Here is a 21,174-nt window from a genome sequence, read left to right as displayed (position 1 = left end):
CTCGTCAGGAGGTGGAGAGAAGCGGAAGGACCACGGGCGCCGCGAGCAGCAGCCAGCAGGCGTTGAAGAGCACATGCCAGGCGATGCAGCGTGGCAGCGAGCGATGGCGGCGATAGCCGTGGCCGATCCACCAGGCCGGTGCGGCGGTGGCCAGCGCGAGCAGCAGTGCGGGGAGCGTCGGCCAGGGGCCGGGCGCCGCGGCGACGAGCAGGGCGAGCGCGTGCGCGGCGCCGAAGGCGAGCGCCGTCAGCGTGACCGCATGACGGCGCGCCGCGAGGGCGCGGGAGTCGGCGAGCAGGTCCTGCAGGCCGAGCCGGAAGAGGATCTCCTCCAGACACGGCGCCAGCAGCAGCTGCCGCAGCAGCGTCTCCCAGGGGGGCAGTGCGAGGAGGAAGGTCGGCATGGACACAGGCGGAAGTCGGTGACGTTCTGCGTGTGTTCCGGGGGGCTCGAAAAAGGTTGTCGTAAAAAAATGAATCAGACGGCCGAGCGCCGCCATGCGGGCGACGCCGCAGTTCGCGTCGGCGCTCGCTGCGCGCTCGACGGCGTCAGCCGCGCGTCACGCCGCGCGGCGACCCGCGGAGTGGCCCGCCGGGACCAGCGGCGCGTCACCCGCCGTGTCGCAGCGCCTCGTCGCCCATGCGGTCCGCTTCGGCCTCCAGGCCGGCGTCGTCGTTGATGTCGACGCCGGCCATCTGCATCGTCGGCTGCACGCGGCCCTCGCGCTGCTGCACGACGTGCCAGGCCTCGTGCGGCAGGTGATGGTCCTGGCCGGGGCCGAGGTGGATGTCGTTCCCCTGCGCGTAGGCCAGCGCGTTGAGCTGCGCCGGTTGCGCCGAGTTGCGATGCACCCGCACGTCCGACAGGTCGGTGCCCGACAGCGCTTCGATGCCGGCCTTGAGGCCGTCCGGCATGCCGGTGCGGTTCTCCTGCCGCTGTACCGGCGCGGCCTTCGCCTGCGCGGTGCCCGCTTCGTCTTCCTCCAGCGCGTCGGTCGCGCGCTGCGCCACCGGCCCGAAGGTCGCGTCGATCCGCTGGCGCTGCGCCAGTTGCCGGGGCGATGCGTCGATGGCCTCCGACAGCTCGCCGCCTTCCATTCCGGCGCGCCGCTGCGCCGTCGTCGTCGCCGCGGGCACCTGCTCCCGCGTGCCGCTGTCCGTGGTCGAGTCCTTCATCGTCTGCTCCCCTTGAGGTGATCGATGCGCCGCCGGACGGCGCGCCTGGCGTGGTCGGCGTTTCCCGCGTTTCCCGTGTTTCCCGCGCTGCCGGCGCCCGCGGTGTCCGTCGCGCTCACGGCGGCTCCACCCGCGGCTTGAAGGTGACGACGAGTCCGCCCACCACCAGGATGAGGATGATCGCGACCAGCAGCGTGTTGCCCTTGCGCAGCTCGTTGAGCGACGGGTCGCAGGAGAAGATCGCGAAGGCCACCGCCAGCGTGGCGATCGCGCCGGCCCACAGCCCCATCAGGATGACGCGGCCCATCCGTCGCACCCGGCAGTTCCAGCCGTAGACCAGCAGCGCCGTGCCGACCAGCACCATCAGCGCCTCCAGCGCCAGCCGCAGCGGCATGCGCATCGGGCAGACGATGCGGCAGAAGCCGGTGTCCTGGTCCAGGAAGGACCAGAAGCGATGGTCCAGCGCCGTCAGCACGCTCTCGCCGGCGCCCATGCCCACGACCGGCAGCGGCCACAGCGCGACGCCGCCGAAGGACCAGCCGATGTAGACCAGGTCGCGGTCCAGCGACTCCTGCTCCTCTGGCGCCAGCGCCTCGGGCTTGCCGCCCGGGTGCAGCAGCACCGGCACCACGCTGCCCAGCACCGCCATGCGGTCCTGGCCGGCCAGCTCGTCATTGAAGTCGGTGCGCGAGCGCAGCTGCATCTTGCCGATGTCGGAGCCGGTGCCCAGCGGTGCGAGGAAACTCACCGTGATGTCGCTGGTGCCGACGTAGTCCGGCGAGGACTTGTAGGTCGCCGCCGCCGCGCTGCGTTCCTTGCGGCCGCTGTCGTCGCCGACGCCGCGCTGGCGCTCCGCCGCCTTCATGATGGCCAGCAGGTTCCTGAAGCGGAACGCGGTCGACGTCTCCCCCAGCAGGTGCTGCGGAATCACCAGGTTGAGGTGGAAGGCGCGCGTGCCGCGGGCCTGCATGGTCTCGGTCAGGCGATGCAGGTAGGCGAGCAGGAACTGCTCGAAGCGCGGGTCCGCGGCCTCGTCGTCGGTGGGTTCGAAGAACACGGTCAGGCCGTCGTAGACATGCGCCTCCTCGCGCCAGCCCGGCGGCAGCAGCGTCTCCAGCCCACCCTGCAGGTCGCCGTGGCGCAGGTCCAGCATCTCGCCGACCTGCGCCGCGGTGGTGTCCAGCACCGTCTTGCGCTCCTCGTCGGTGAGGCGCATCAGCGCGCGGAAGTCGCGGCGGTAGAGCACCAGGTCCAGGCCGACGCCGTGCTGGTCCACCCGCCGCGCGAAGCCGCCGCCGGGGCTGTCCCAGCCTGTCGGCCGCAGGTACTCGCCGTTGTTGCGCAGCAGGACGCCCATGTACTGCAGCCGGGTGAACTTGTCGAAGCGCACCGGGATGGGCGCGTCGGTCTCGCCGCCCATCCAGTAGGGCAGGAAACCGAAGACGTCGTTCTCGATGTCCTGCAGGCTGCAGCCGCAGCCATCGGGCTTGAGCCGCAGCGGCCGCGCCTGAGACAGCGGATGCTCGGTGCCGGCGACGTCGGTGATCTCCTCCAGCAGATGCGGCGGCATCAGCATGTCCAGGAAGGTCATCACCGGCAGGCTGCCGGGGGCGAGCGTCGAGGTGGGCGTGGTGGGCGGGGTGGGCTTGGCCGCCTTCGTCGCCTTCACCGTGGCGGCACTGCCGCTCGCCGCGAGGTGCGGTCGATCGGTCTCGGCGAGGTCCTCCCGGCGCGGGCAGCGACGGATCGCGTCCTTGTGCTGCTCCAGGGCCAACGCGTTGACGTGGCGCAGGAAGTATTCGCACTGCCGTGCCCGCAGCGAGTCCTGGAACACCGCGCGCGTCGGATGCTCGACGTCCTGCAGCGGCGTCAGCATCTCGCGCAGTTGGTCCAGCGTCGGGCCGAGCACCGGCGGCTTCACCGCCAGCGGGCGGGGCGCGGAGGCCTCGTTCCCGACGGCGGTCCCGTCGGCGGCGTCGGCCGCGTTGGCGGCATTGGCCGCGGTCATCAGCGACTCGCCCATCGAGGCCTCGGCGTTCTTGAAGATCGTCTCGAGCTTCGCGGCCGTCAGCACATAGGTCAACGGCAGCGGCGGATCGCGCGGCACGGTGAGGTTGGTCTGGTCCTCGGTCACCGACTTCAGCGTGTTGTCCGGCCGGCTCTTGGCAGGACGCGCCGCAGCGGCCGCCGGCTTGGTCGCCGGTGGCGCGGCAGGCGTCGCCGCGGCCGGCTTCGGATCGACGACGCGCAGCACGTACATCGCCTGGTCCAGGTGCGGCGGCCGCGAGGCGTCGCGCACCGTCAGCAGGAAGCGGAAGGTGCCGGTGGCAGTGGGCGTGCCGGCCAGCACGCCGTCCTCCTCCAGGAACATGCCCGGCGGCAGCGCGCCGTCCACGCTGAATCGATAGGGCGCGCGGCCGCCGCGCACCACGTCGCGGGCCTTGTAGGGCTGGTGGAGCCGGGCGTTGGGCAGCGGCACCGTCTGGTAGACCAGCCACATCAGGTCGTCGCGCGCCGGCGCCGAGGCCATCGCCGGGCTTGGCGCCGAGGCCTTCGCCGCTGGCGCGTCCGGCATGGTCGTCGCCGTCCAGGGGAGCACGGGGCGCTCGGGCAGCGGTCGTGGCGTCGCGACGTAGTGCGTCGCGTCGGAGGCCGATCCACCGGCCGGAGCCTGCGCCGCCGCGTGCAGGATCACGAGCCCCGCCGCGAGCAGCGAGCCGCCGACGAACCAGCGCAGCCGCGCGCAATGGCGGCAGGCCGCGCCCGCGGCCGGCGCGGTGCGTGTCGCGTCGACCGCCGCGTCGACCCTCGCGCCGAGGCCCGCGTCACCGGCGGCCTCGGCCCATTCATCGGTCGCGCGCCACGCGCGCGGGAGTCGCGGGATTCTGAAGAAGGAGCGTGTCCCCATGGCGGCTACACCGTGCGTCCTTCCTTGCGCAGTTCCTTGGCGATGCCCTTGCGCAGGTCGGCGGCCAGGATGCGTTCGCGTCCCGCCTGCATCGCGTTGATCGCGCCGAAGCGCACCACGTTGGCGATCGCGCCGCCGGCCAGTTCGTGCCGCTCGGCGAGCTCGCGCAGGTCCACCCCGGCGTCCAGCCGGCCGGTGTGCCGCACCATGCCTTCCCACAGCCGCAGGCGCTGCTCGGCATCGGGCATCGGGAAGTACACCGCCGACTGGAAGCGCCGCGCGAAGGCGTCGTCGATGTTGCCCTTGAGGTTGCTGGCCAGGATCACCGTCCCGGGGAAGTCCTCCACCCGTTGCAGCAGGTAGGAGACCTCCTGGTTGGCGTGGCGGTCGTTGCTGCTGGAGGTCGCGGTCCGCTTGCCGAAGAGCGCGTCGGCCTCGTCGAAGAACAGGATCCAGCGCCGGTGCTGCGCCTGGTCGAAGACCTGGGCCAGGTTCTTCTCCGTCTCGCCGATGTACTTGGACACCACCATCGACAGGTCGATGCGGTAGACGTCCGCCTGCACCTGCCGGCCGATCAGCGTCGCCGTCAGCGTCTTGCCGGTGCCGGGCGGCCCGAAGAACAGGCAGCGGTAGCCGGGCTTGAGCGACTTCTCCAGGCGCCAGTCGCGCATCAGCGCCTCGCCGTGGCGGGCCCAGGTCGTGATGGCCTGCACCTCGTCCATCACCTCGGCGTCCAGCACCAGGTCGTCCCAGTCCAGCCGCGTCTCGATCAGCTTGGCGGGGAACTGCGCGCTGTAGTCGGGCTTGCGCGCCTCGCCGGTGCACAGCAGGTCCAGCGTGTCGGCGCCGGCCACCAGCGCCGCGCCGTACCAGGGCTCGCCCGGCGATTCGTGCACCAGCCTCACCAGGCCGAGCCGGCGCAGCGGCGCGGCCTCGTCCAGCATGCGGCGCAGCTCGAAGCGCCGCGCCAGGTCCTCGCCGGCGACCAGGAAGGCCGCCGTCTCCACCGTCGGCAGGAATCCGCCGTGGTGCCGGCCCTTCCAGCCGCCGAATTCGCAGAAGCCGCGGTCCAGGTTGCGGTTGCTGACGAACAGCAGGTCCAGCAGCTGCGGCCGCAGGTGCGGCGCCAGCGCCAGCGCCAGCACCAGCCGCTCCGCCGGCCCGAGCCCGCCCTGGCGGATCAGGCGCGCGAGGTCGTGGTCGTCGGCCGCGCCGTCGCGGGGCAGGGCGGGAGGATCGGGCAAGGGCGCCATCGTGGCGGTCGCTCCGATTGCGCCGGTCGCGCCGTTCGCGGCGGTCGGGAGCAACGTCGCGCCCGCGGCCTCCTCGTGGCCGAAATGCCCGGCCAGCCGCAGCTGCAGCGCGCGGTCCAGCCAGCGCAGCTCGGCCTCCAGGGCCCGCGCGTTGATGGCCGCGCTTGGCGACGGGTCAGCGCCAGTCCACATGAATCACCCTTTCCATCCACGGATGCCGCAGCGTCGCGTAACCCCATGGCAGTTGATCGATCAGCATGTCGAAGGGCCCGGGCTCGACCGCGAGCTGCCAGGCGTCGTCGCGGCGCTCCAGGCGCGCGGCGCGGCGCAGGAAGGTGTCGCGCAGCCCGGCCGGCGAGGTCGACCCCAGGATCCGCCAGTGCTGGATCACCGCGCCGAGCAGGCCGTCGATCGCCGTGCGCTCGGCCTCGGTGAGCGTGATCTCGCGCGGCAGCGGCGCGTCCAGCGGCACGCCGCACAGCAGCTTGTTGAGCACCAGCGCCGGCTCGGGCGCCGCGGCCTCGCCGGTGGCGAGCGCCTGCAGCAGCAGCGCGGCGCGGGCGGCGGCCTCGGGCCCGGCGAAGGCCCGGTCGTCGGCCAGCGCCAGCATCGAGAACAGCCGCGGCAGGTAGGGCGACAGCAGCACGAGTCCGGCGTTGTCGACGGCGATCACTTCCGGCAGCGGCTCGGCGGTGGCGGTCGGGGGGGAGGCGGCTTGAGTCGCCGCCCCGGACGCACCGGCCGTGGCCGTGGCCGCGGGCGGCGCGGCCTTGCGCCAGGGCAGGCGCAGCGCGCCGAGTGCCGCGGCGAGCACCGCGGTGGCCTGGCGCACGACGCGGTCGTACCAGCGCACCGGCGGCTCGGTGCCGGCGCCGGCATGGCGCGTCAGGTCCTCGCGCACCTGCGTCTCGTAGCGGATCGCGTCGAAGCTCGCGGACGAATGCCGGGCGGCGTGGCCCAGCGTCGCCTGCCACAGGCGACGCCGCCGAGCCGCGACGACCGTCGCCGTGGCGGTCGCTGTCGTCGTCGCCCCGGCCGCCATCGTCCCGGCCGCGGTCCTCGCGGCCATCGTGCTCAAGGCGATCGAGGCGCTCGGCGAGCTCCCGTTCGCAGTTATCGCCGCGATGTCGCCGGCCGCCACGGCGGCGATCCAGTCGGTGACGGCGCGCACTTCGGGCTCGGTCATCCACAGAGCGAGCAGTCGCGGCAGCAGCGCTTCCGGCAACGCCTGCGACAGGCGCTCGCGCAGCGTCACCGTCTCAGCCGCGCGCTGCAATGTCGCGCGCAGCCAGTCCCGGTCCTCGCGCAGCAGCGGTGCCCAGGCATGGGCGACGCTCTGCAGCGGATCGCTGCCGGCCGTGGCGTTGCCGTCCGCGTCGAGCGCCGCGAGCAGTTGGGCCCGCAGCAGCATCAGCGCCGCCGGGCGTGGCGCGACCGCGTGGTCCATCGCCTGGCCGAGCACCGATTCCCACAGCGCGGCGAGCGTGCGCGGCGCGCGGCCGTCGCGACGCGCCTGGGCCACGATGGCCAGCAGCCGCGCCGCGGCGGCGGGCTCGCCGGGCATGCAGGCGTGGACCAGCGCGGCCAGCGTGTCCTCGTCGAATTGCGCGGCCAGTCGCCGCAGCAGCGCGGCGCGGTCCGGCGCGGCGCGCAGTCCCGCGGCGAGGGCGGCCGGGTCCTCGCGCAGCGCGTCGCGCATCAGCGCGGCGGGGTCGTCGCCGCGGCCCTGCCAGGGCAGGCGGCCGTGGCGCAGGAAGTGCAGCAGCGCGTCCAGCCGCGCCTGGGGCCGCGTGCGGACCCGCAGACCGGTCGCGCGGCCGCTGGCGCTGACGCCGCCCGGCGCGCGCAGCTCCTCCAGCACGCGGCGCAGGCGCTCGCGCAGCAGGCGCGGTGCCTCGGCCTCCCAGTCGGCGGCGGGCAACTCGCCCAGGTCGATCTCCAGTTCATCCAGCCGCCACTGCTCGTCCGGCGGGCAGCAGGCATCGAAGACCTCGTCGATCACGCGCAGCAGCGGTCCCTGGGCGCAGGCGACCAGGCGGGTCTCCGCGTCGCCGGGCGCGATGCCCGCGCCGAAGCCGGCGTCGACCGTCAGGCGCTCGACGAGGTGCGCGGTGGTAGCGGGCGAGTCACGCATGGCCTTGCACCACCGGACCGTCGCTGTCACTGTCGCCGCTGCCGCTGCCGCTGCCGCTGCCGCTACTCCCGTTGCCGTTGCCGTTGCCGCGCGCGGTGGCGGGCTTTTCATCTGGCGACAGCGGCAGGCACTCGATCACGCGGCAGGCCGCTTCGTCCGCGAGCGCCTGCGCCGATGCCGCCTCGGGCGACGCGACCCAGGCCATGCGCGCCTCCAGCCAGGCGGCATGAGCCTCCTCGAAGCGCTGCATCGGCGCCGCGTCCAGCCACAGGCAGCGCAGCGTCAGGTGAGCGGGGCAGCTGATGCGCAAGGTCTCCTCCGCGAAGTTCCGGAACGCCGGCTGCGAGCAGCGCTGCGTCCAGCCGGGCAGCACCACCGTCACGCGCAGCCGGTGGAAGTCCTCCGGCAGGTCCAGCCGCGCATGCGCCGGGCCGCCCGGCTGCGTCGGTCGCAGCAGCAGGTGCTCGACCACGTGCAGGCCTTCGCTTTCCTGGTCCAGGTGGCGCAGGTACAGGCGCAGGCTCGCCGCGCCGCGTCGCGCGGCGTCGGCATCCGGAAACTCGCCCAGCAACCACCAGCGGCCGTGCTCGTCAGGACCCAGCGCGAGCCGGCGCGGGCCATGCTCGCCGCTGCCGCTGCCGCTGCCGCTGCCGCTGCCGCCGACACCGTCGACACCGCCGCCCGTTCCCGGCAACAGGCGGTAGCGCGCGCCGTGCTGCCCGGCGCGCAGCAGGCCGGTCGGCAGCGGCAGCCGCAGCCAGGGCATGCGCTGCAGGTCCGCCAGCACCTGCGCCCGGTCGGCCGGCTGCACCGCCTGCCCGGCCGCCGGCGCCAGGCGCACCGCGTCCTCGTCCGCGTCGAGCAGCCAGGGCTGGTGCGCCGGCCCCGGCTGCTCGACGAGCGTGAAGCGCTGCTCGCGCAGCACGCGCGTCAGCGGCCGGTCGTGCCACAGGCGGAAACCCAGCAGCAGGCTGGCCCGGCGCTGCAGGCCGCCGCAGTTGTCCGGCGCGTCCCAGGACGGACGCCCCGGGTCGAACCCGCCGGCGCGGTCGCGCGTCAGCGTCACGATGTCGCGCAGCCAGGTGGCCTTGTTCTCGAGCAGCAGCGTCTCCGCCTCCTCGGGCCCGAGGTGGCCCAGGAACTGCCGCATCGAGTTCTGCGTGTAGGTCTCGCCATGCAGCGCGAGCAGGTGGTCCAGCGCCCGGTTCTTGCGCTTCGCGGAGCGGTCGAAGGGCCGGTAGACCGTGTCCATCACCGCCTGCGGCGGCTGCCGGTAGAGCCGGTCGATCGCCGGCACCGCGTCCGGCCCGATCAGCTGCGACCACAACCCCTGGCGCGCGCCCGGCGCCACCGAGAACAGCGCCCGCAGGTGCTGCAGCTGGGCCAGGCCCTGCGCGATCGCCTGCTCCTGCATCACCAGGTAGGCCTTGAGCTGCTTCGCGCGCGCCTGCCGCTGCGGCGGCGCGGAGGCCGGGACGCCGTAGCGGCCCAGGCCATAGATCGCCGGCAGGTGGTCCTGCACCGACACGTAGCTGTCCAGCCGCCGGTGCACGCCCAGCGGCAGCAGCGCCGCCGCGCGCGTCGCATGCCCGGCCTGGCCGCGGGCCTGGTGCGCGCGGCCGGCGGCGCGCAGGTCCTCCAGCCGCCGGCGCAGGTCGTTCCAGGCCACCGGCACCGCATTGCCGCGCCGGCGCACGGTGATCGTCGAGGGCTGGTCGCGGTCGGGCAGCCGCAGCGCCAGCGCCCAGTCCTCGCCGCGCCACTCGACCGAGCCCGCCATCGCCTCGCGCCCTTCGGCGCGCAGTGCGATCACGCGCGCGTCGACCACGCCCGGCACCGCCAGCACGACGGCGGTGAGGTCGGACAGGAACAGCCGCTCGGCCGCGTGGCCGGCCTCGGACGGCGGCGCGTCCTCGATGAAGCCGTGGCGCGGCGCCGGACCGGTGTAGATGTCCTCCAGCGACCGTCCCTCGCGCAGCAGCTCGTCCAGCGTGCGCGAGACGGCCGCCCGCGCGATGTGGCGCGCGCAGCGGTCGTAGACCTCGGCCAGGATGTCCACGCTGTCGCGCGGCCCGGCGATGTCGATGTCGGCATGCAGCTCGCAGGGCACGTCGCGCAGGCGCACGATGTCCGGCGCCAGGTCTTCGCCGAGGTTGCGACGGGCGAAGTAGGCCGCGCGCGCCGCCGCGATGCGGTCCGCGGCCAGCGACGGCGCCGCGCCGGGCGCGCCGCCGCCGTCCTGCGACAGCTTCAGCCGCAGCCGGTACATCCCGCTGTCCGCGTCCGGCATCAGCGTCGCGTCGTCCAGCCCGGGCACGGCGTCGAGCAGGTGGCGCCGATGGTCCGCCGGCGTCGTCGGCCGGCAGGGAAAGACCTCGGCCGGCGGATGCAGCGACAGGCCGGCGTAGTCGATCGTGCCGTCGGGCCCGGTCAGGTGGTCGGCCACCGGGAAGCCGGCGCGGTAGACCAGGTCGGTGAGGCCGAAGCACAGCTGCTCCAGCAGCGTGATGCCGGGGTCGTGGAGGTTGTGGTCGGTCCACACGCCGCCGCCGAGCGCCTGCAGCCACTCCAGGCCGCGGGCGCGCAGGCCGTCGAAGCCGAGCTCGCGCTCCTCGCCGGTCGGCGGGCTCAGCCGGACCGGCATCTCCGGCACGGCGGGATTGGCCACCGGCCCCGGCAGGTCGGACGGGAAGACCGGGTGCTTGCGCATCGCGCCGCCGCTGCTCATGGCGTGCCTCCGGTCATCTCGGGGTCGAACCACAGCTGCGTCACCGCGGCCTGGATCAGCTTGTCCTCGCCGTAGTCGCACTGCGTGCGGATCTGCAGCCGGTAGCTGGCACGCCGGCCGTGGTCGCCGGCCCAGCGCAACTGCAGCCGGTCGCAGCGGCGGCCGTACCAGGCGTGCTGGCTGCGGATGCGCTTGCGCGGCGAGAGGAACTCCAGCCAGCCCGGCAGCGGGTTGTAGGTGTTCATCGCGATCGCATGCAGCATCGCGAAGCGGCCGCCGTCCTTCTGCCCGACGCCGGCCATCACCTCGAAGGCCTGGCAGCCGCCCAGCGGGCCGGTCAGGTCGTGCCACTCGCCATCGGCCTTGAGCGGCTGGCCCTTCTGGTCGGCGCGCCGCAGGTCACCCAGCCGCCCGGACGAGGCCACCACGCCGGCCACCTCCAGCGTCTGGCGCGGCCGCGCCGTGCCGATGCCGACGCGGCCCGCGGTGTCCAGCGCCAGCACCGGCGCCTGCGCCGCGGCGGCGCGCGCGTCGCCGTGATGGAACATCAGCTGGTCGCTGTCGCCGCCGTAGTTCATCGACCAGATCGCCTCGCGGCCGCTCTGCTCGCGGTAGAAGCTCAGCAGCGCGTCGTGGCTGACCGGCGCCGAGACCTCCAGGCCGTTCTCCGGCGTCTTGCGGAAACCCTCGTCGCTCATGTTGAGCATCGAGTCGATGAGGTCGCCGAAGTGGTCGCTGGTGGGCAGCCGGCCCTCCTGGAAGAACTGCTTCAGCGTGTCGCGGTTGCGGGTCGTCATGGCGCGCCCCTGCCGATCACGAAGGCGGGGCCGGCCGGAACGCCCGAGGCGTCCTGTCCGGCCGGTCCGCCGATGACGAAGGTGCTGCCGACCGCCAGCCGGTCCACGCCGGTGGCGCTGGGCGCCACCGTCTGCGGAAAGCGGTCGACCGCGGTGAGGATGTGCTGCGGCATCGGCAGCGCGATGCTCCACGGCAGCCGCGCGTGCGCATGGGCCGCGCCGATGGCCGGCGGCCCGTCGGGCTGGTCGGCGCCCAGCGCCGCGCGCGCGGTGTCGGCCAGCGTGTAGACGCCGTGGTCGTCGCAGGCCACGGTGATCAGCGACAGCCGCGTCACGAAGCTCACGCCCTCCAGCCCGCGCAGCCGCGCCTCCAGGTCCTCGCTGCGCACCAGCCAGTCGAAGCGCGGCCCGTAGCCGTCGTCGAACCAGGGCGAGAGGAACTCGACGATCTCCTGGTTCACGCGGCGCAGCGTGGCGCCTTCGTGCGCGCCGCGCGCCAGGCCGATGGTGGCGCGCAACTGCAGCCGGTCGTAGGCCGGGTTGCGCACCTGGAAGCGCGAGAAGGGCGAGCCGATCTCGCGCAGCGCGCTGGCCATGCGGGCCAGCTCGATCGCGTTGAAGCGCGGCGCCGCGCAGGCGAGGGCGGGCAGGTTGCGCGGCAGCGTCGGGAGGACCACCGCCGTGACGCCGCCACTGCCGTCCTGGGCCGGCAGGCAGCGGACCTTGAGCACCTCGGGGAAGCGCGCCAGCAGCAGTCGCTCGACGTCCCAGCCCAGCGAGGCGCGACCCTTGTGCTGCAGGCGCTCGCCGGCGCGGGTGATCAGCGCGCGCTCGTCCTCCGCGGCGCGCAGCCCGAAGGAGCGCCCCACCTGCGCGACCGACGCCAGCCCCGCCAGCGTCGCGGTGGGGCGGGTGATGACGCCGTCCACCAGCGGCTGCGGCGGCGCGGCCGGCGCGCCGGTGGCGCGCGGCGGGGCGCCCGCGTCGTCGGGCAGCTCGCGACGCAGGCGCAGGCCCTGCGTGCGCACCGAGACCAGGCCGCCGAAGCCGTCGAAGTCGCTCGTCGCCGAGAGCCGCAGCCAGTACAGCCCGGCCGGCATCACGGTGTGGGTGGTGCTCATGTCGCGCGGCAGGTCCAGCGTGACGATGCCGGAGGTCAGGCCGCCGTGCGTGGTGTCGCCCAGCACGCGGGTCGGTGGCAGCGGGCGCCAGTCGTCGTCGGCCAGCGTCCACCACTGCAGCGCGCGCGGACGGGCGCCGTTGAGGGGGCCGCGCGCGGAGGACTCGCGCAGCTGGAACAGCAGCGTCAGCACGCCGCCCGGGTCCGAGCCGCTCAGTCCGAGGTAGAGGTTGCCGTCGGCGCCCAGCCGCGGCAGCAGCCCGTGTCCGCCGCCGGAGACGGCCGAGAGCAGCGTCTGCAGGCCGAAGGGATGCAGGTGGAAGAGGCGCTCGCCGTCGATGCCCTCGGGCGGGTCGTCGTCGCGGTCCAGTGCGATGACGCTGGCCGCCTCGTAGTTCAGCGAGAGCCGCTCGATCACCGGCGTGTAGGGCGGGTTCGGCAGCGGACGCGGCCGGCGCGTGCGCGCGTTGGCGGCCACCGTCGCGCCGAGCTCGATCGGGTAGGCGGTGTGCCCGAAGGCGGCGCGCGGGCCGCTGAGCTGCAGCCGGCACAGGCCGTTGCGCGGCATCGCCATCGTCGACCAGTCCTCCTCGGTGGCGCGGCTGAGCTTGCGCACCGAGCCCGGATCGAGCTCGATGTGCTGCGTCGCGATCAGCTCGCCGGCGGCATTGGTGCCGGCGAACAGCGGCTGCCGGGCGGAGCGGTTGGCGCAGTCCTGCCACTGGCCGTCGCGCAGCCAGGCGATCTCGACGCTGAACTGGCCCTGCCGCAGCTCCTTGCCGGCCGGGCCGGCGTAGCCGGCGTAGTGGGTGTCGAAACCGCCCGGCTCGTTGGGCAGGCCGCCCCATTCGAGGTCCAGCGAGAGGTGGTCCAGGGTCTTGCGCGCGGCCTCGGGCGAGCCGACGACCAGGTAGGACGACAGGCCCGGCAGCGGGCCGAAGGGCGCGAAGGCCTTCGAGGGATCCAGCCGGCCGAGGTTGTTGGCCAGCCGCACGTCGCGCACGCCGCGCGCCTTCACCCGCAGGTCGACCTCGGCCAGCGGCAGCCGGGCCAGCAGCGAGTAGGGATAGAGCCGCGCCTGCGTGGCCAGCTCCAGGCGCAGCACCGGCAGCCGCGTGGGCCATTCGGCGCCATGCACCACCGGGTCGCAGCCGGTCACCGGCGGCGCGTCGGCGCGCAGCCGGATGAACAGCGACAGGCCGGCGCCGGCGGCGCGTTCGAGCCGCGCCTCGACGGCGTGCCAGCCCGACGGCGTGCTCAGGCTGACGCGGAAGGCGCCCTGCAGCAGCCGGTCGAAGACCAGCGCGCGATGAGGCCGGCCGGGACCGTTGAACAGCGCCGGCAGGCCGTTGCCGGTCAGGCGATGCGCGGTATGGCGCAGCGCAGTCCAGTCGGCCTCCGACAGGTCGTCGACGTCCATCTCGATGCCGCTCACGCCCGTACCGGTCGTGGCGCTCGCGCTGCTCGCGCTGGCCGCCGGGCTGTCCGCGCCGTCGGCCAGCAGCCATTGCGGCAGCAGGTCGCCGAAGGCGTCGCGGAAGGCCGACGCCGACTCGGCCCGCAGCGCCGCGTCGCGCAGGCCGCGCAGGTCCGGCGCGGCGCCGGAGGAGGTCTGGCGCAGGATCACGCGGATCTCGCGATCGCCCTCGCGCAGCGCCAGCAGCGGCGACGCCACCGCCAGCCCGATGCGCGCGTCCTCCGCGCCCGCGCCGCCGGCGGCGCCGAAGAGCGGCCAGACGGTGCGGCCGTCCGCGACCGGACGCGCCACCTTCGCGCGGGTGACGTAATGGAGGTCGCGCTCCGGCGCGATCAGCGGATCCCGCTCCAGCCGCAGCGTGCACAGCGCGGCCACCCGCGTGTCGGTGACGGCGATCGGCGCCTCGCTGACGAAACGCACCGGCCGGCCCGCGGCATCCTTGCCGGCCTCGAAGGCGGTGCCGGTGGGCAGCGTCAGGTCGCCCGGCGCGCGCGGGTCGCGCTGGCAGGCCAGGTGGACGCGGTCGGCGTGCGCCGGCGCCGGGCCGAAGCCCAGGCAATCGCGGTAGTAGAAGGCGGTGTGGCGCGCCGGCAGGCGGTTGACCTCGCGCTGCGCGGTCTCGCAGACCTTCAGGAAGGCGATCAGCAGCGCCGCCGCCGGCTCGTGGTTGGCGGTGGCCATGCTGTCGGGCAGCAGCTCGCGCGCCAGCCGCCGGACCTCCTCGACCGCGCTGAGGAAGGCGAAGAAGCGCTCCCGCAGCCGCTCGCGGTCCTCGCGCTCGGCGGCGGCATCGGCCGCCGGCTCCTCGCCGATCGTGCGATGCCACATCCGCGAGAGGTCGCGCTCCACCGGCCCGGTCGGCCGGCTCGCGGCCGCCTCGTCGCCGCGCCGCAGGAAGCGACGTTCCACCCAGCGCAGATCGGCAGCGAGCTGCTGCTCCACCAGCTGCTGGATGCGCTCGCGCAGCACGCGCGGCGCGTCGTCATGGATGCCGGCCAGCGCGCGCCACCAGTGGTCCAGCCGCGCCGCCAGGCCCAGCACCTGGCGCGCCAGCGACTCCAGCGGCGCCGAGTCCGCGTCGCGTCCGAACTGCTGCTGCAGCGGCCAGGGATCGAGCGCCGCGACGCCCGCCATCACCAGCGTCGGGTCGGTGGCGAAGAGCCCGCGCCAGTCGCCGTCCTCCTGGTCGTCGAGGTCGATGAAGCGCAGTTGCTCCGCGAGCCGCGCCATCATGTCCACGCGCTGCTCGAAGCTCAGGTCGTCCGGCCGGAAGTAGCCGGGCTCCAGGGCCATCGGGAAACGCTCGCGCTGTTCGGTGCCGGTCGTCATGCGGGTTCGCTCCCCAGCACCTCGCCCTCGCGCAGGTAGAGCGGGAACACGAGGTTGTGGCGGCTGTTGCTGCTGCGCAGCGTGTAGTCCAGCCGGATGCGCAGCACGCCGTCGTACAGGCCCGAGGTGTCGATGTCGACCGCGTTCAGCGCGATGCGGGCCTCGAAGAACAGGATGGCCTTCTCGATCAGGCTGCGGATCTCGGTGAGCGTGCTGTCGTTCATCGTCTCGAAGACCATGCGCCGCAGGCCGCAGCCGTAGCTCGGATGCATGACGCGCTCGCCGGGCGTGGTGGTCAGCAGGATGCGCAGGCTCTCCTCGACGTCGGCCACGCCGGAGACCATCACCGCGCCGCGGGTGCGCCGGTCGAAGGCCGGCGGGAAGGCCCAGCCGGTGCCGAGGAAGTCGAGTTCGCCGTCCATGTCGAGGTCCGTGAGGGGTGGGGCGGTTACGGGGCGATGAAGGGGCGTCGAGGGCGTCGTTGGCGGCGCGTCAGCCGCCGATCAGCACCGTCGGCAGGCCGAGCGCGACGTTGCCGCCGTGCGCGGTGGCATCGCCGACGCGCGCCGCCGGCCGGCCACCGATGAGCACCGTGGTGGAGCCCATCACGATCGCGTCGGGCGGCCCGACGCAGGTCGCGTTGTCGCCCTGCACCGCGGCGGGCAGCAGGCCGATCAGCACGGTGGGCACGCCCGGGCCGATGACCGGTCCGCCGACATGCGGCACCGGCGGCAGCCCCGGCGTGACCATGGGGCAGACATGCAGATCGGTGAGTCGGGCGGCGGGGGGCATGGCAGCTCCTTGCTCAATTGATCATGACCATCGCGCCCTTGACCACGGTCTGGCCCGAGGCCGAGAGCTCCGCGGCGGCATTGCCCTTGGCGGTGAAGCCGATCCGGGCCTCGCAGTTGACGTTCAGGCCGGTGGCCTGGACGTCGGCCTGCGAGCTGATGCTCACCGCGCCGACCGCGTCCAGCGCGATGCGGCCCTGCGCGGTGACGGTGATGTCCTTGGGGCTGTCCAGCGCGATGCCGCCGGGCTTGAGCTCGACGGTGTTGCCGTTCTGGTCCTCGAGCCGGATGGACTTGTCCTTGTCGCTGAGCACGATGCGGTTGTTGGCCGGCGTGGCGACGGTGATGACCTGGTCCTTCTCGTCGAACTCGAGCTTGTGGCCGCAGCGCGTGACGAAGGCCTTGGTGTCGTTGGGCGCGGCCAGCGCGTAGGGCGGCGTGCGGCCGCTGCTGTAGAGGCTGCCCAGCACGACCGGGTGCGAGGGGTCGCCGGCGAAGTAGCCCAGCACCACCTCGTCGCCGACCTCGGGCAGGAAGAAGGCGCCGAAGCCGCTGCTCGCGTGGCCCTGCAGCAGCCGGGCCCAGACGCCCTCGGTCTCGGCCTGTAGCACCGGCACCTTGACCTGGATGCGGGGCTCGCCGGTGGGGTCGCCGTCGAGCTTGAGCACCACGCCGACCTGCAGGCCGGGCACCGGCGGCAGCAGGCCCGCCGCCGGCTGCGCCGGCACGTCGGGCCGCGCGCTGAACCAGTCGGGATCGAGGCCGAACTCGGCCTCGGTGGTCCAGGCGCCGTCCTCGATGTGGTGGCGCAGCCCGGTGACGAAGACGGTGCCGCTGAAGCGGGCGCCAACGCCCTGCAGCGCGATCAGCCCGCCGACGCGCGCCTTGGCGCTGCCCTGGAACTTCAAGTGGCCGCGCATCCGCGCCAGGCCGGACTTGACCTGCTGCGCCTTGGCCCACTGGGTCAGCATGTCCTTGGACTGCGGCGCGCCGGCCTGCAGCCGGAAGCTCTCCAGGCCGACGACGGCCGACAGCGTCGCGCTGTCCAGGTCGCCCTGCGCGGGCAGCGCGGCCGGATCGGCGGCGCTGCCTTCGAGCGCGGCCTGCGCCTTCGGGTCCCAGGAGACCGCCATCGCGCTGCCGTACTGGTGGCGCGCGTCGACGTCGCCCTCGAAGTCGATCAGGTCCATGCCATAGGTGACCGCCAGGGCCGGTTCGCCCTCGGCCGCGGGCGCGGTCACCGCCAGCGCGCCGTCGGTCGCGATCACCAGCAGGCCGTTGGCGTCGGCCCGCGTCAGCAGGAAGTCCCAGTCGCTGCAGAAGTGCTGGACCAGCTCCGGATGGGTGACGGTGGTGGCGTCGACCTGCGCCGACAGCCCGTGCGCGCCGGCCAGCGTGCTCATGATGTCGCTGTCGAGCTGGTCGATGTAGTTGGCGTTGCGGCGGCCGATGGTCATCTTCACCGCCGCGTCGCGGCAGTCCACGACCAGGCGCGCGTCGTTGTCGCCCTGCACGCGCAGCCCGTGGCGCACGACCAGGCCTTCGAAGATCGTGTCCTCCTGCTGGCCGTAGCCGGCCCGGATCGTCAGCCGGGCGCCGGGCTTGAAGTGCGCGGAGTCGCTGAGCGGGAAGTCGCGGTCCGGCATGTCGCCGTCGTTGAACACCAGCCGCGCCGAAGGCACGGTGTTGGCCGCGCGCCGGATGGTCACGGACATCAGGTCGGCGCTGGCCTCCAGCCGCTGCCCGTCCGCGAGCACGGCCAGGGTGACGACGCCGACGGTGTCCTGGTTGGGGGAGACGCCGGGCATGTCACTTCTCCATCGGCGGGAACCGCAGCACGGTGCCCGGCGGGATGTTGCGGAAGTCGGTCAGGCCGTTGAAGCGGGCGACCTTCATGAAGACCGAGGGATCGCCGTAGATGCGCTCGCAGACCTGGCCGATCGATTCGTTGCCGTACATCCGCACGGTGCGCGTCTGCTCGGAGGTGCTGGCGCGCTGGGTGACGCGGCGTTCCTCCTCCTTGCTCATCGCGCCGACGAAGCTCAGGTCCACCTTGGCCCGCAGCGGGTCGCCGCCGGGCTTGAACAGGGTGTACTGCGCCTTCAGCGATTCCAGCCGGCCGAAGAAGATCAGCGTGCCCCACAGCACCCGCACGTAGGGCGGCTCGCTGCGCAGGTCCACGTATTCGTAGACCACCTTGCTCAGCTGCGCCAGCTGGCCCTTCACGTCGGGCGGCTGGCCGGGCACCGGCGGCACGACGCCGGTGCCGTCCAGCACGATGTTGAAGGCGACGCGCTCGTCGTCCATCGTGCTGAACTTCGGCTCGACGCCGGACGAGCCCTGCGCCTTGGTCTTGTCGTAGCGGATGCCGAAGCTGTGGCTGAACTCGGCCGGGTTGATCTGCGCCTGGAAGCTGGTGGCCTTGTCCAGCTGGACCGTGCCGGTGCGGCTCAGGCTGTAGCGGGTGAGCAGCAGCCGGGTGAGCTCGGTGGAGGCGCCGTCGGCGCCGCCGCCCGAGGCGGAGGGGGAGGAGGACGAGGCCGGCATCTCAGCGCTCCCGCTGCGCGTGCAGCCGGTCGGCCAGCCAGGCGCGGCATTCGGCCAGCAGCTGCTCGCGCAGCCGCAGCAGCTCGCGCTGCGCCAGGGCGGGCGCCGGCGGGGCCGGCGCGGGCGTCACCTGGGAGCGGATCAGCAGTTGTCTCACTTCGATGCTCATGCTCGTCGTCCTCGGTCCTGGTCCCGTCCTGGTCCTTGTCTTCCGCGACGCTCACACCAGCCGGCTCGATCCCGCGTAGGCCAGCTCGATGCGCTCGATGGCGACCTCGTTGCGCGTGGCCTGGAAGGCCTCGACCGACCACTTCACCGGATACGCGTTGCTCACCGCCCAGACCCGCAGCGGGGCGCCATCGCCGTCGAGCAGGAAGACATGCAGCTGCTGCGTCGCGATGGGCTGCGCGAAGCCGCCCTCCAGCACCGCCTGGCACCACAGCAGCAGCCGCGACTCCATGGTCGCGATGCCGCGCGAGAGCACCAGCTTGGGATGCTTCGCGGCCTTGGGCAGCAGGTGCACGAAGGCGTTCTGGCCGCCTTCGACCACCGTCTCGGTCTCCAGCTCCGGGCCGAGCCCGGTGACCTCGCGGAAGGCGCCGTCGCGGTCCTTCGCGTTCGACCCGAAGGTCACCGCGAAGTGAAAGGCCGGCGGCGGATACAGCAGCTGCGCCCGCAGCGCGTCCGGTGCCCGGGCCGGGCCCGGGGCCGGGGCCGACGCGGAATGTGGCACGGGCGGCGGCATCAGGCGTTGGCGATGGTGAGGCCTTCGTGCGCGATGACGATGGTCTCGATCGCCACCTCGTTGCCGGTGGACTTCAGGTCGGTGCTGGTGATCTTGGTCGGCCAGGCGTTGGCCAGGGTCCAGACCATGGTCGGCTTGCCGGCTTCGTCCAGGAGACTGATGGTCACCGGCTTGCGCTTGATGGTGTTCATCTTGATCTCGTTGAACCAGTCCCAGAACTTGTTGTCACCCTTGAAGACGCCCTTCTTCATCGTGACGTCGCTGTACTTCTTCATGCCCGGCATCTTGAGCACCGAGAACGCGGGGCTGTCCCCGTGCCGGTACTCGATGGGCTGCGCTTCCACGTCCAGGCCGGACACTTCCTGGAAGGACATCACCGCCGAGTCCCACTTCACTTCGAAGCGGAACTTGGGGAGCGGCCACACCGTGGTCGATTGCGCTGATCCGTCGTCTGCCATTGCCTGCCTCCGCGAGGGTTATGGATGGAAATCGGGGTCGTGGGTCGGGATGCCGGCCGCGGGCCGGACCGGCCTCACGACTTCTGCATCTGCTGCTGGAAGGTGATCTCGATGAACTCGGCCGGGCGGCTGATGGCCACCAGCACGGTCACGCGCAGGACGCCTTCGAGGATGTCCTCGGGCGTCATCGTCTCGCCCAGGCCGACGTGCACGCTGAAGGCGTCGTCGGGGACCGCGCCGGCCAGGCCGCCGCGCTTCCAGATGCCGGTGAGGAAGCTGGCGATCATGCTTTTGATGGTCACCCAGGTGTTGGCCACGTTGGGCTCGAAGACCATGGCCTTGGCCGCCAGGCGGCAGGACTCCTCCAGCATGATCATCGTGCGGCGCACGTTGATGTAGCGCCAGTCCAGGCTGTTGCCGTCCAGCGTGCGAGCGCCCCAGACGAGCACGCCCTCGCCGATGAAGGAGCGGATCGCGTTGATCGACTTGCCCTGCGTGGTGACGTTCAGGTCCTCCTGGTCCTCGTGCGAGATCGACACCTGCGGCGACACCACGCCGTTGAGGCTGACGTTGGCCGGCGCCTTCCAGACGCCGCGGCTGTTGTCGACCATGGTGTAGACGCCGGCCATCGCGGCCGAGGGCGGCAGCAGGTTGAGCCGGTTGCGCGCCTCGGTCATCACCGCGTTGTAGAGCGGGCTCATCGACACCAGGCTCTTGTGCAGCAGCGACTTGTGCGTCTCCACCGCGACCGCCAGCGCGGCCGGCGTGAGCGCCTTCTGCTTCTCCTCGTCGGTCTTGGTCGAGGCGTTGACCAGGCCGGTGACGTACTGGGTCCAGTCGTCGTCGGTCTTGAGGATGTCGGCCACCGCCTGGGCCTGCTGCGCGATGCGCGGCGGCGTGGTTCTGGGATCGACGGTCTCGGGCAGCGACAGCTCGGCGCGCAGCAGCGTGGCCAGCAGTGCCGGATTGGCGATGCGGGTGTAGTCCAGGTCCTTGTCCTGGACCGCCGTGGTGTTGACCCACGGGTAATAGGCCGCGGCGAAGTCCAGGTAGTTGACGCCCAGGTCGTTGCGGAAGGCCTCGACCGGATCGCCGGACGGGTCCTTGCGGTCCAGGTAGCCGCCCCAGACATCCAGGATCGCGATGCGGTTGCGCATCTTGCCGCCGCAGTGCTGCAGCATCGCCTGCTGCACCGAGACGCAGTCGGCGCGCGGCAGCAGCACCGCGTCGGGGATGACCAGCATCGTCGGTTCCTGTTCCTTGATCAGGGCCTCGATGCCGCCGGCCAGCGCGGGCGCCTCGACCTGGCCGCCGTAGCCACCGACCGACACGATGTAGCAGGGGCCGCCGCCGTTCTGGAAGAAGTGCACCATCGCGCGGTACAGCAGGAAGCGGCCGCCGTCGGCGCCGTCGGCCTGCGTCAGCGCGTAGTCCTTGCCGTCGGCGCGGAAGTCGGACGGGGCGGGGGCGGGCGCCTCGGTGATGGTCAGGCGCGGATCGGGCCCGTGGCCGAAGTAGGTGTGGTACTCCGCCATGGAGCTGATGCGCCATGGCTTGTTGAGCAGCGACTTGCCGCCGTTCTCGGCGCGACGCGTGTAGCCGACGAAGGCCGGCACCGCGGTGGCCACCTCGACGATCGAGTTGGGAAACGCATTCTTCTCGACGATATAGACACCGGGTGTCTTCATAGCCATGGCGGCCTCCTCTGCGGG

Annotated in this window: 16 protein-coding genes; all 16 read right to left on the bottom strand. The window is 73.0% G+C overall.

Translation table 11 applies throughout. The annotated features are described in order from the left end of the window. Positions 1-4: 4 nt before the first annotated feature. A complete protein-coding gene (locus ACTJKJ_RS26550) occupies positions 5-403 on the bottom strand; it encodes a CPBP family glutamic-type intramembrane protease (protein ID WP_440823115.1) in 399 nt (132 codons plus the stop codon). Between the two features lie 205 nt (positions 404-608). Beyond that, entirely contained in the window at positions 609-1,175 is a 567-nt protein-coding gene (locus ACTJKJ_RS26545) for an eCIS core domain-containing protein (protein WP_183480014.1), read from the bottom strand. A gap of 115 nt (positions 1,176-1,290) precedes the next feature. After that, positions 1,291-4,083: a hypothetical protein gene (locus ACTJKJ_RS26540; protein WP_440823113.1), complete on the bottom strand. Its 2,793-nt coding sequence runs from the start codon at positions 4,081-4,083 to the stop codon at positions 1,291-1,293. Positions 4,084-4,088: 5 nt separating this feature from the next. After that, positions 4,089-5,528, bottom strand: a complete 1,440-nt coding sequence (locus ACTJKJ_RS26535; RefSeq protein WP_440823111.1) for an ATP-binding protein — start codon at positions 5,526-5,528, stop codon at positions 4,089-4,091. After that, positions 5,512-7,470 (bottom strand): contractile injection system tape measure protein, encoded by a 1,959-nt coding sequence (locus ACTJKJ_RS26530; protein ID WP_440823109.1) that lies wholly within the window; start codon positions 7,468-7,470, stop codon positions 5,512-5,514. The genes ACTJKJ_RS26535 and ACTJKJ_RS26530 overlap by 17 nt, the downstream gene beginning before the upstream one ends. Then, positions 7,463-10,198 (bottom strand): hypothetical protein, encoded by a 2,736-nt coding sequence (locus ACTJKJ_RS26525; RefSeq protein ID WP_440823107.1) that lies wholly within the window; start codon positions 10,196-10,198, stop codon positions 7,463-7,465. Before ACTJKJ_RS26525 ends, ACTJKJ_RS26530 begins: the two co-directional genes overlap by 8 nt. Continuing rightward, on the bottom strand, positions 10,195-10,995 hold the full coding sequence (locus ACTJKJ_RS26520; protein ID WP_440823106.1) for a hypothetical protein: 801 nt from the start codon (positions 10,993-10,995) through the stop codon (positions 10,195-10,197). The genes ACTJKJ_RS26525 and ACTJKJ_RS26520 overlap by 4 nt, the downstream gene beginning before the upstream one ends. Further along, complete coding sequence (locus ACTJKJ_RS26515; protein ID WP_440823104.1) at positions 10,992-14,921, bottom strand: hypothetical protein; 3,930 nt, start codon at positions 14,919-14,921, stop codon at positions 10,992-10,994. The genes ACTJKJ_RS26520 and ACTJKJ_RS26515 overlap by 4 nt, the downstream gene beginning before the upstream one ends. Then, positions 14,918-15,343, bottom strand: a complete 426-nt coding sequence (locus ACTJKJ_RS26510; RefSeq protein WP_091734236.1) for a GPW/gp25 family protein — start codon at positions 15,341-15,343, stop codon at positions 14,918-14,920. The genes ACTJKJ_RS26515 and ACTJKJ_RS26510 overlap by 4 nt, the downstream gene beginning before the upstream one ends. Before the next feature lie 70 nt (positions 15,344-15,413). After that, positions 15,414-15,713 carry a PAAR domain-containing protein gene (locus ACTJKJ_RS26505; RefSeq protein ID WP_099864373.1) on the bottom strand — a complete coding sequence of 100 codons (300 nt, stop codon included), beginning with the start codon at positions 15,711-15,713 and terminating at the stop codon, positions 15,414-15,416. A gap of 13 nt (positions 15,714-15,726) precedes the next feature. Next, complete coding sequence (gene vgrG / locus ACTJKJ_RS26500) at positions 15,727-17,520, bottom strand: type VI secretion system tip protein VgrG (RefSeq protein ID WP_440823101.1); 1,794 nt, start codon at positions 17,518-17,520, stop codon at positions 15,727-15,729. A 1-nt stretch (position 17,521) separates the two neighbouring features. Beyond that, positions 17,522-18,259, bottom strand: coding sequence for a CIS tube protein (locus ACTJKJ_RS26495; protein WP_183480000.1), 738 nt, complete (start codon positions 18,257-18,259; stop codon positions 17,522-17,524). 1 nt (position 18,260) lies between these two features. Beyond that, a complete protein-coding gene (locus tag ACTJKJ_RS26490) occupies positions 18,261-18,428 on the bottom strand; it encodes a DUF5908 family protein (protein ID WP_183479998.1) in 168 nt (55 codons plus the stop codon). Between the two features lie 51 nt (positions 18,429-18,479). Then, positions 18,480-18,992 carry a phage tail protein gene (locus tag ACTJKJ_RS26485; RefSeq protein WP_440823098.1) on the bottom strand — a complete coding sequence of 171 codons (513 nt, stop codon included), beginning with the start codon at positions 18,990-18,992 and terminating at the stop codon, positions 18,480-18,482. 11 nt (positions 18,993-19,003) lie between these two features. Then, entirely contained in the window at positions 19,004-19,462 is a 459-nt protein-coding gene (locus ACTJKJ_RS26480) for a phage tail protein (RefSeq protein ID WP_091734226.1), read from the bottom strand. 74 nt (positions 19,463-19,536) lie between these two features. After that, the gene (locus ACTJKJ_RS26475) at positions 19,537-21,156 is read right to left on the bottom strand and encodes a phage tail sheath family protein (RefSeq protein WP_440823096.1); all 1,620 of its coding nucleotides are present in this window, start codon (positions 21,154-21,156) and stop codon (positions 19,537-19,539) included. Positions 21,157-21,174: the final 18 nt, after the last annotated feature.

The sequence above is a fragment of the Roseateles sp. 22389 genome (genome assembly GCF_052044995.1).
GTDB lineage: Bacteria > Pseudomonadota > Gammaproteobacteria > Burkholderiales > Burkholderiaceae_C > Roseateles.
The sequence above is the reverse complement of the archived record's forward strand: the minus strand, read 5'-3'. Positions and strand labels throughout refer to the sequence as shown.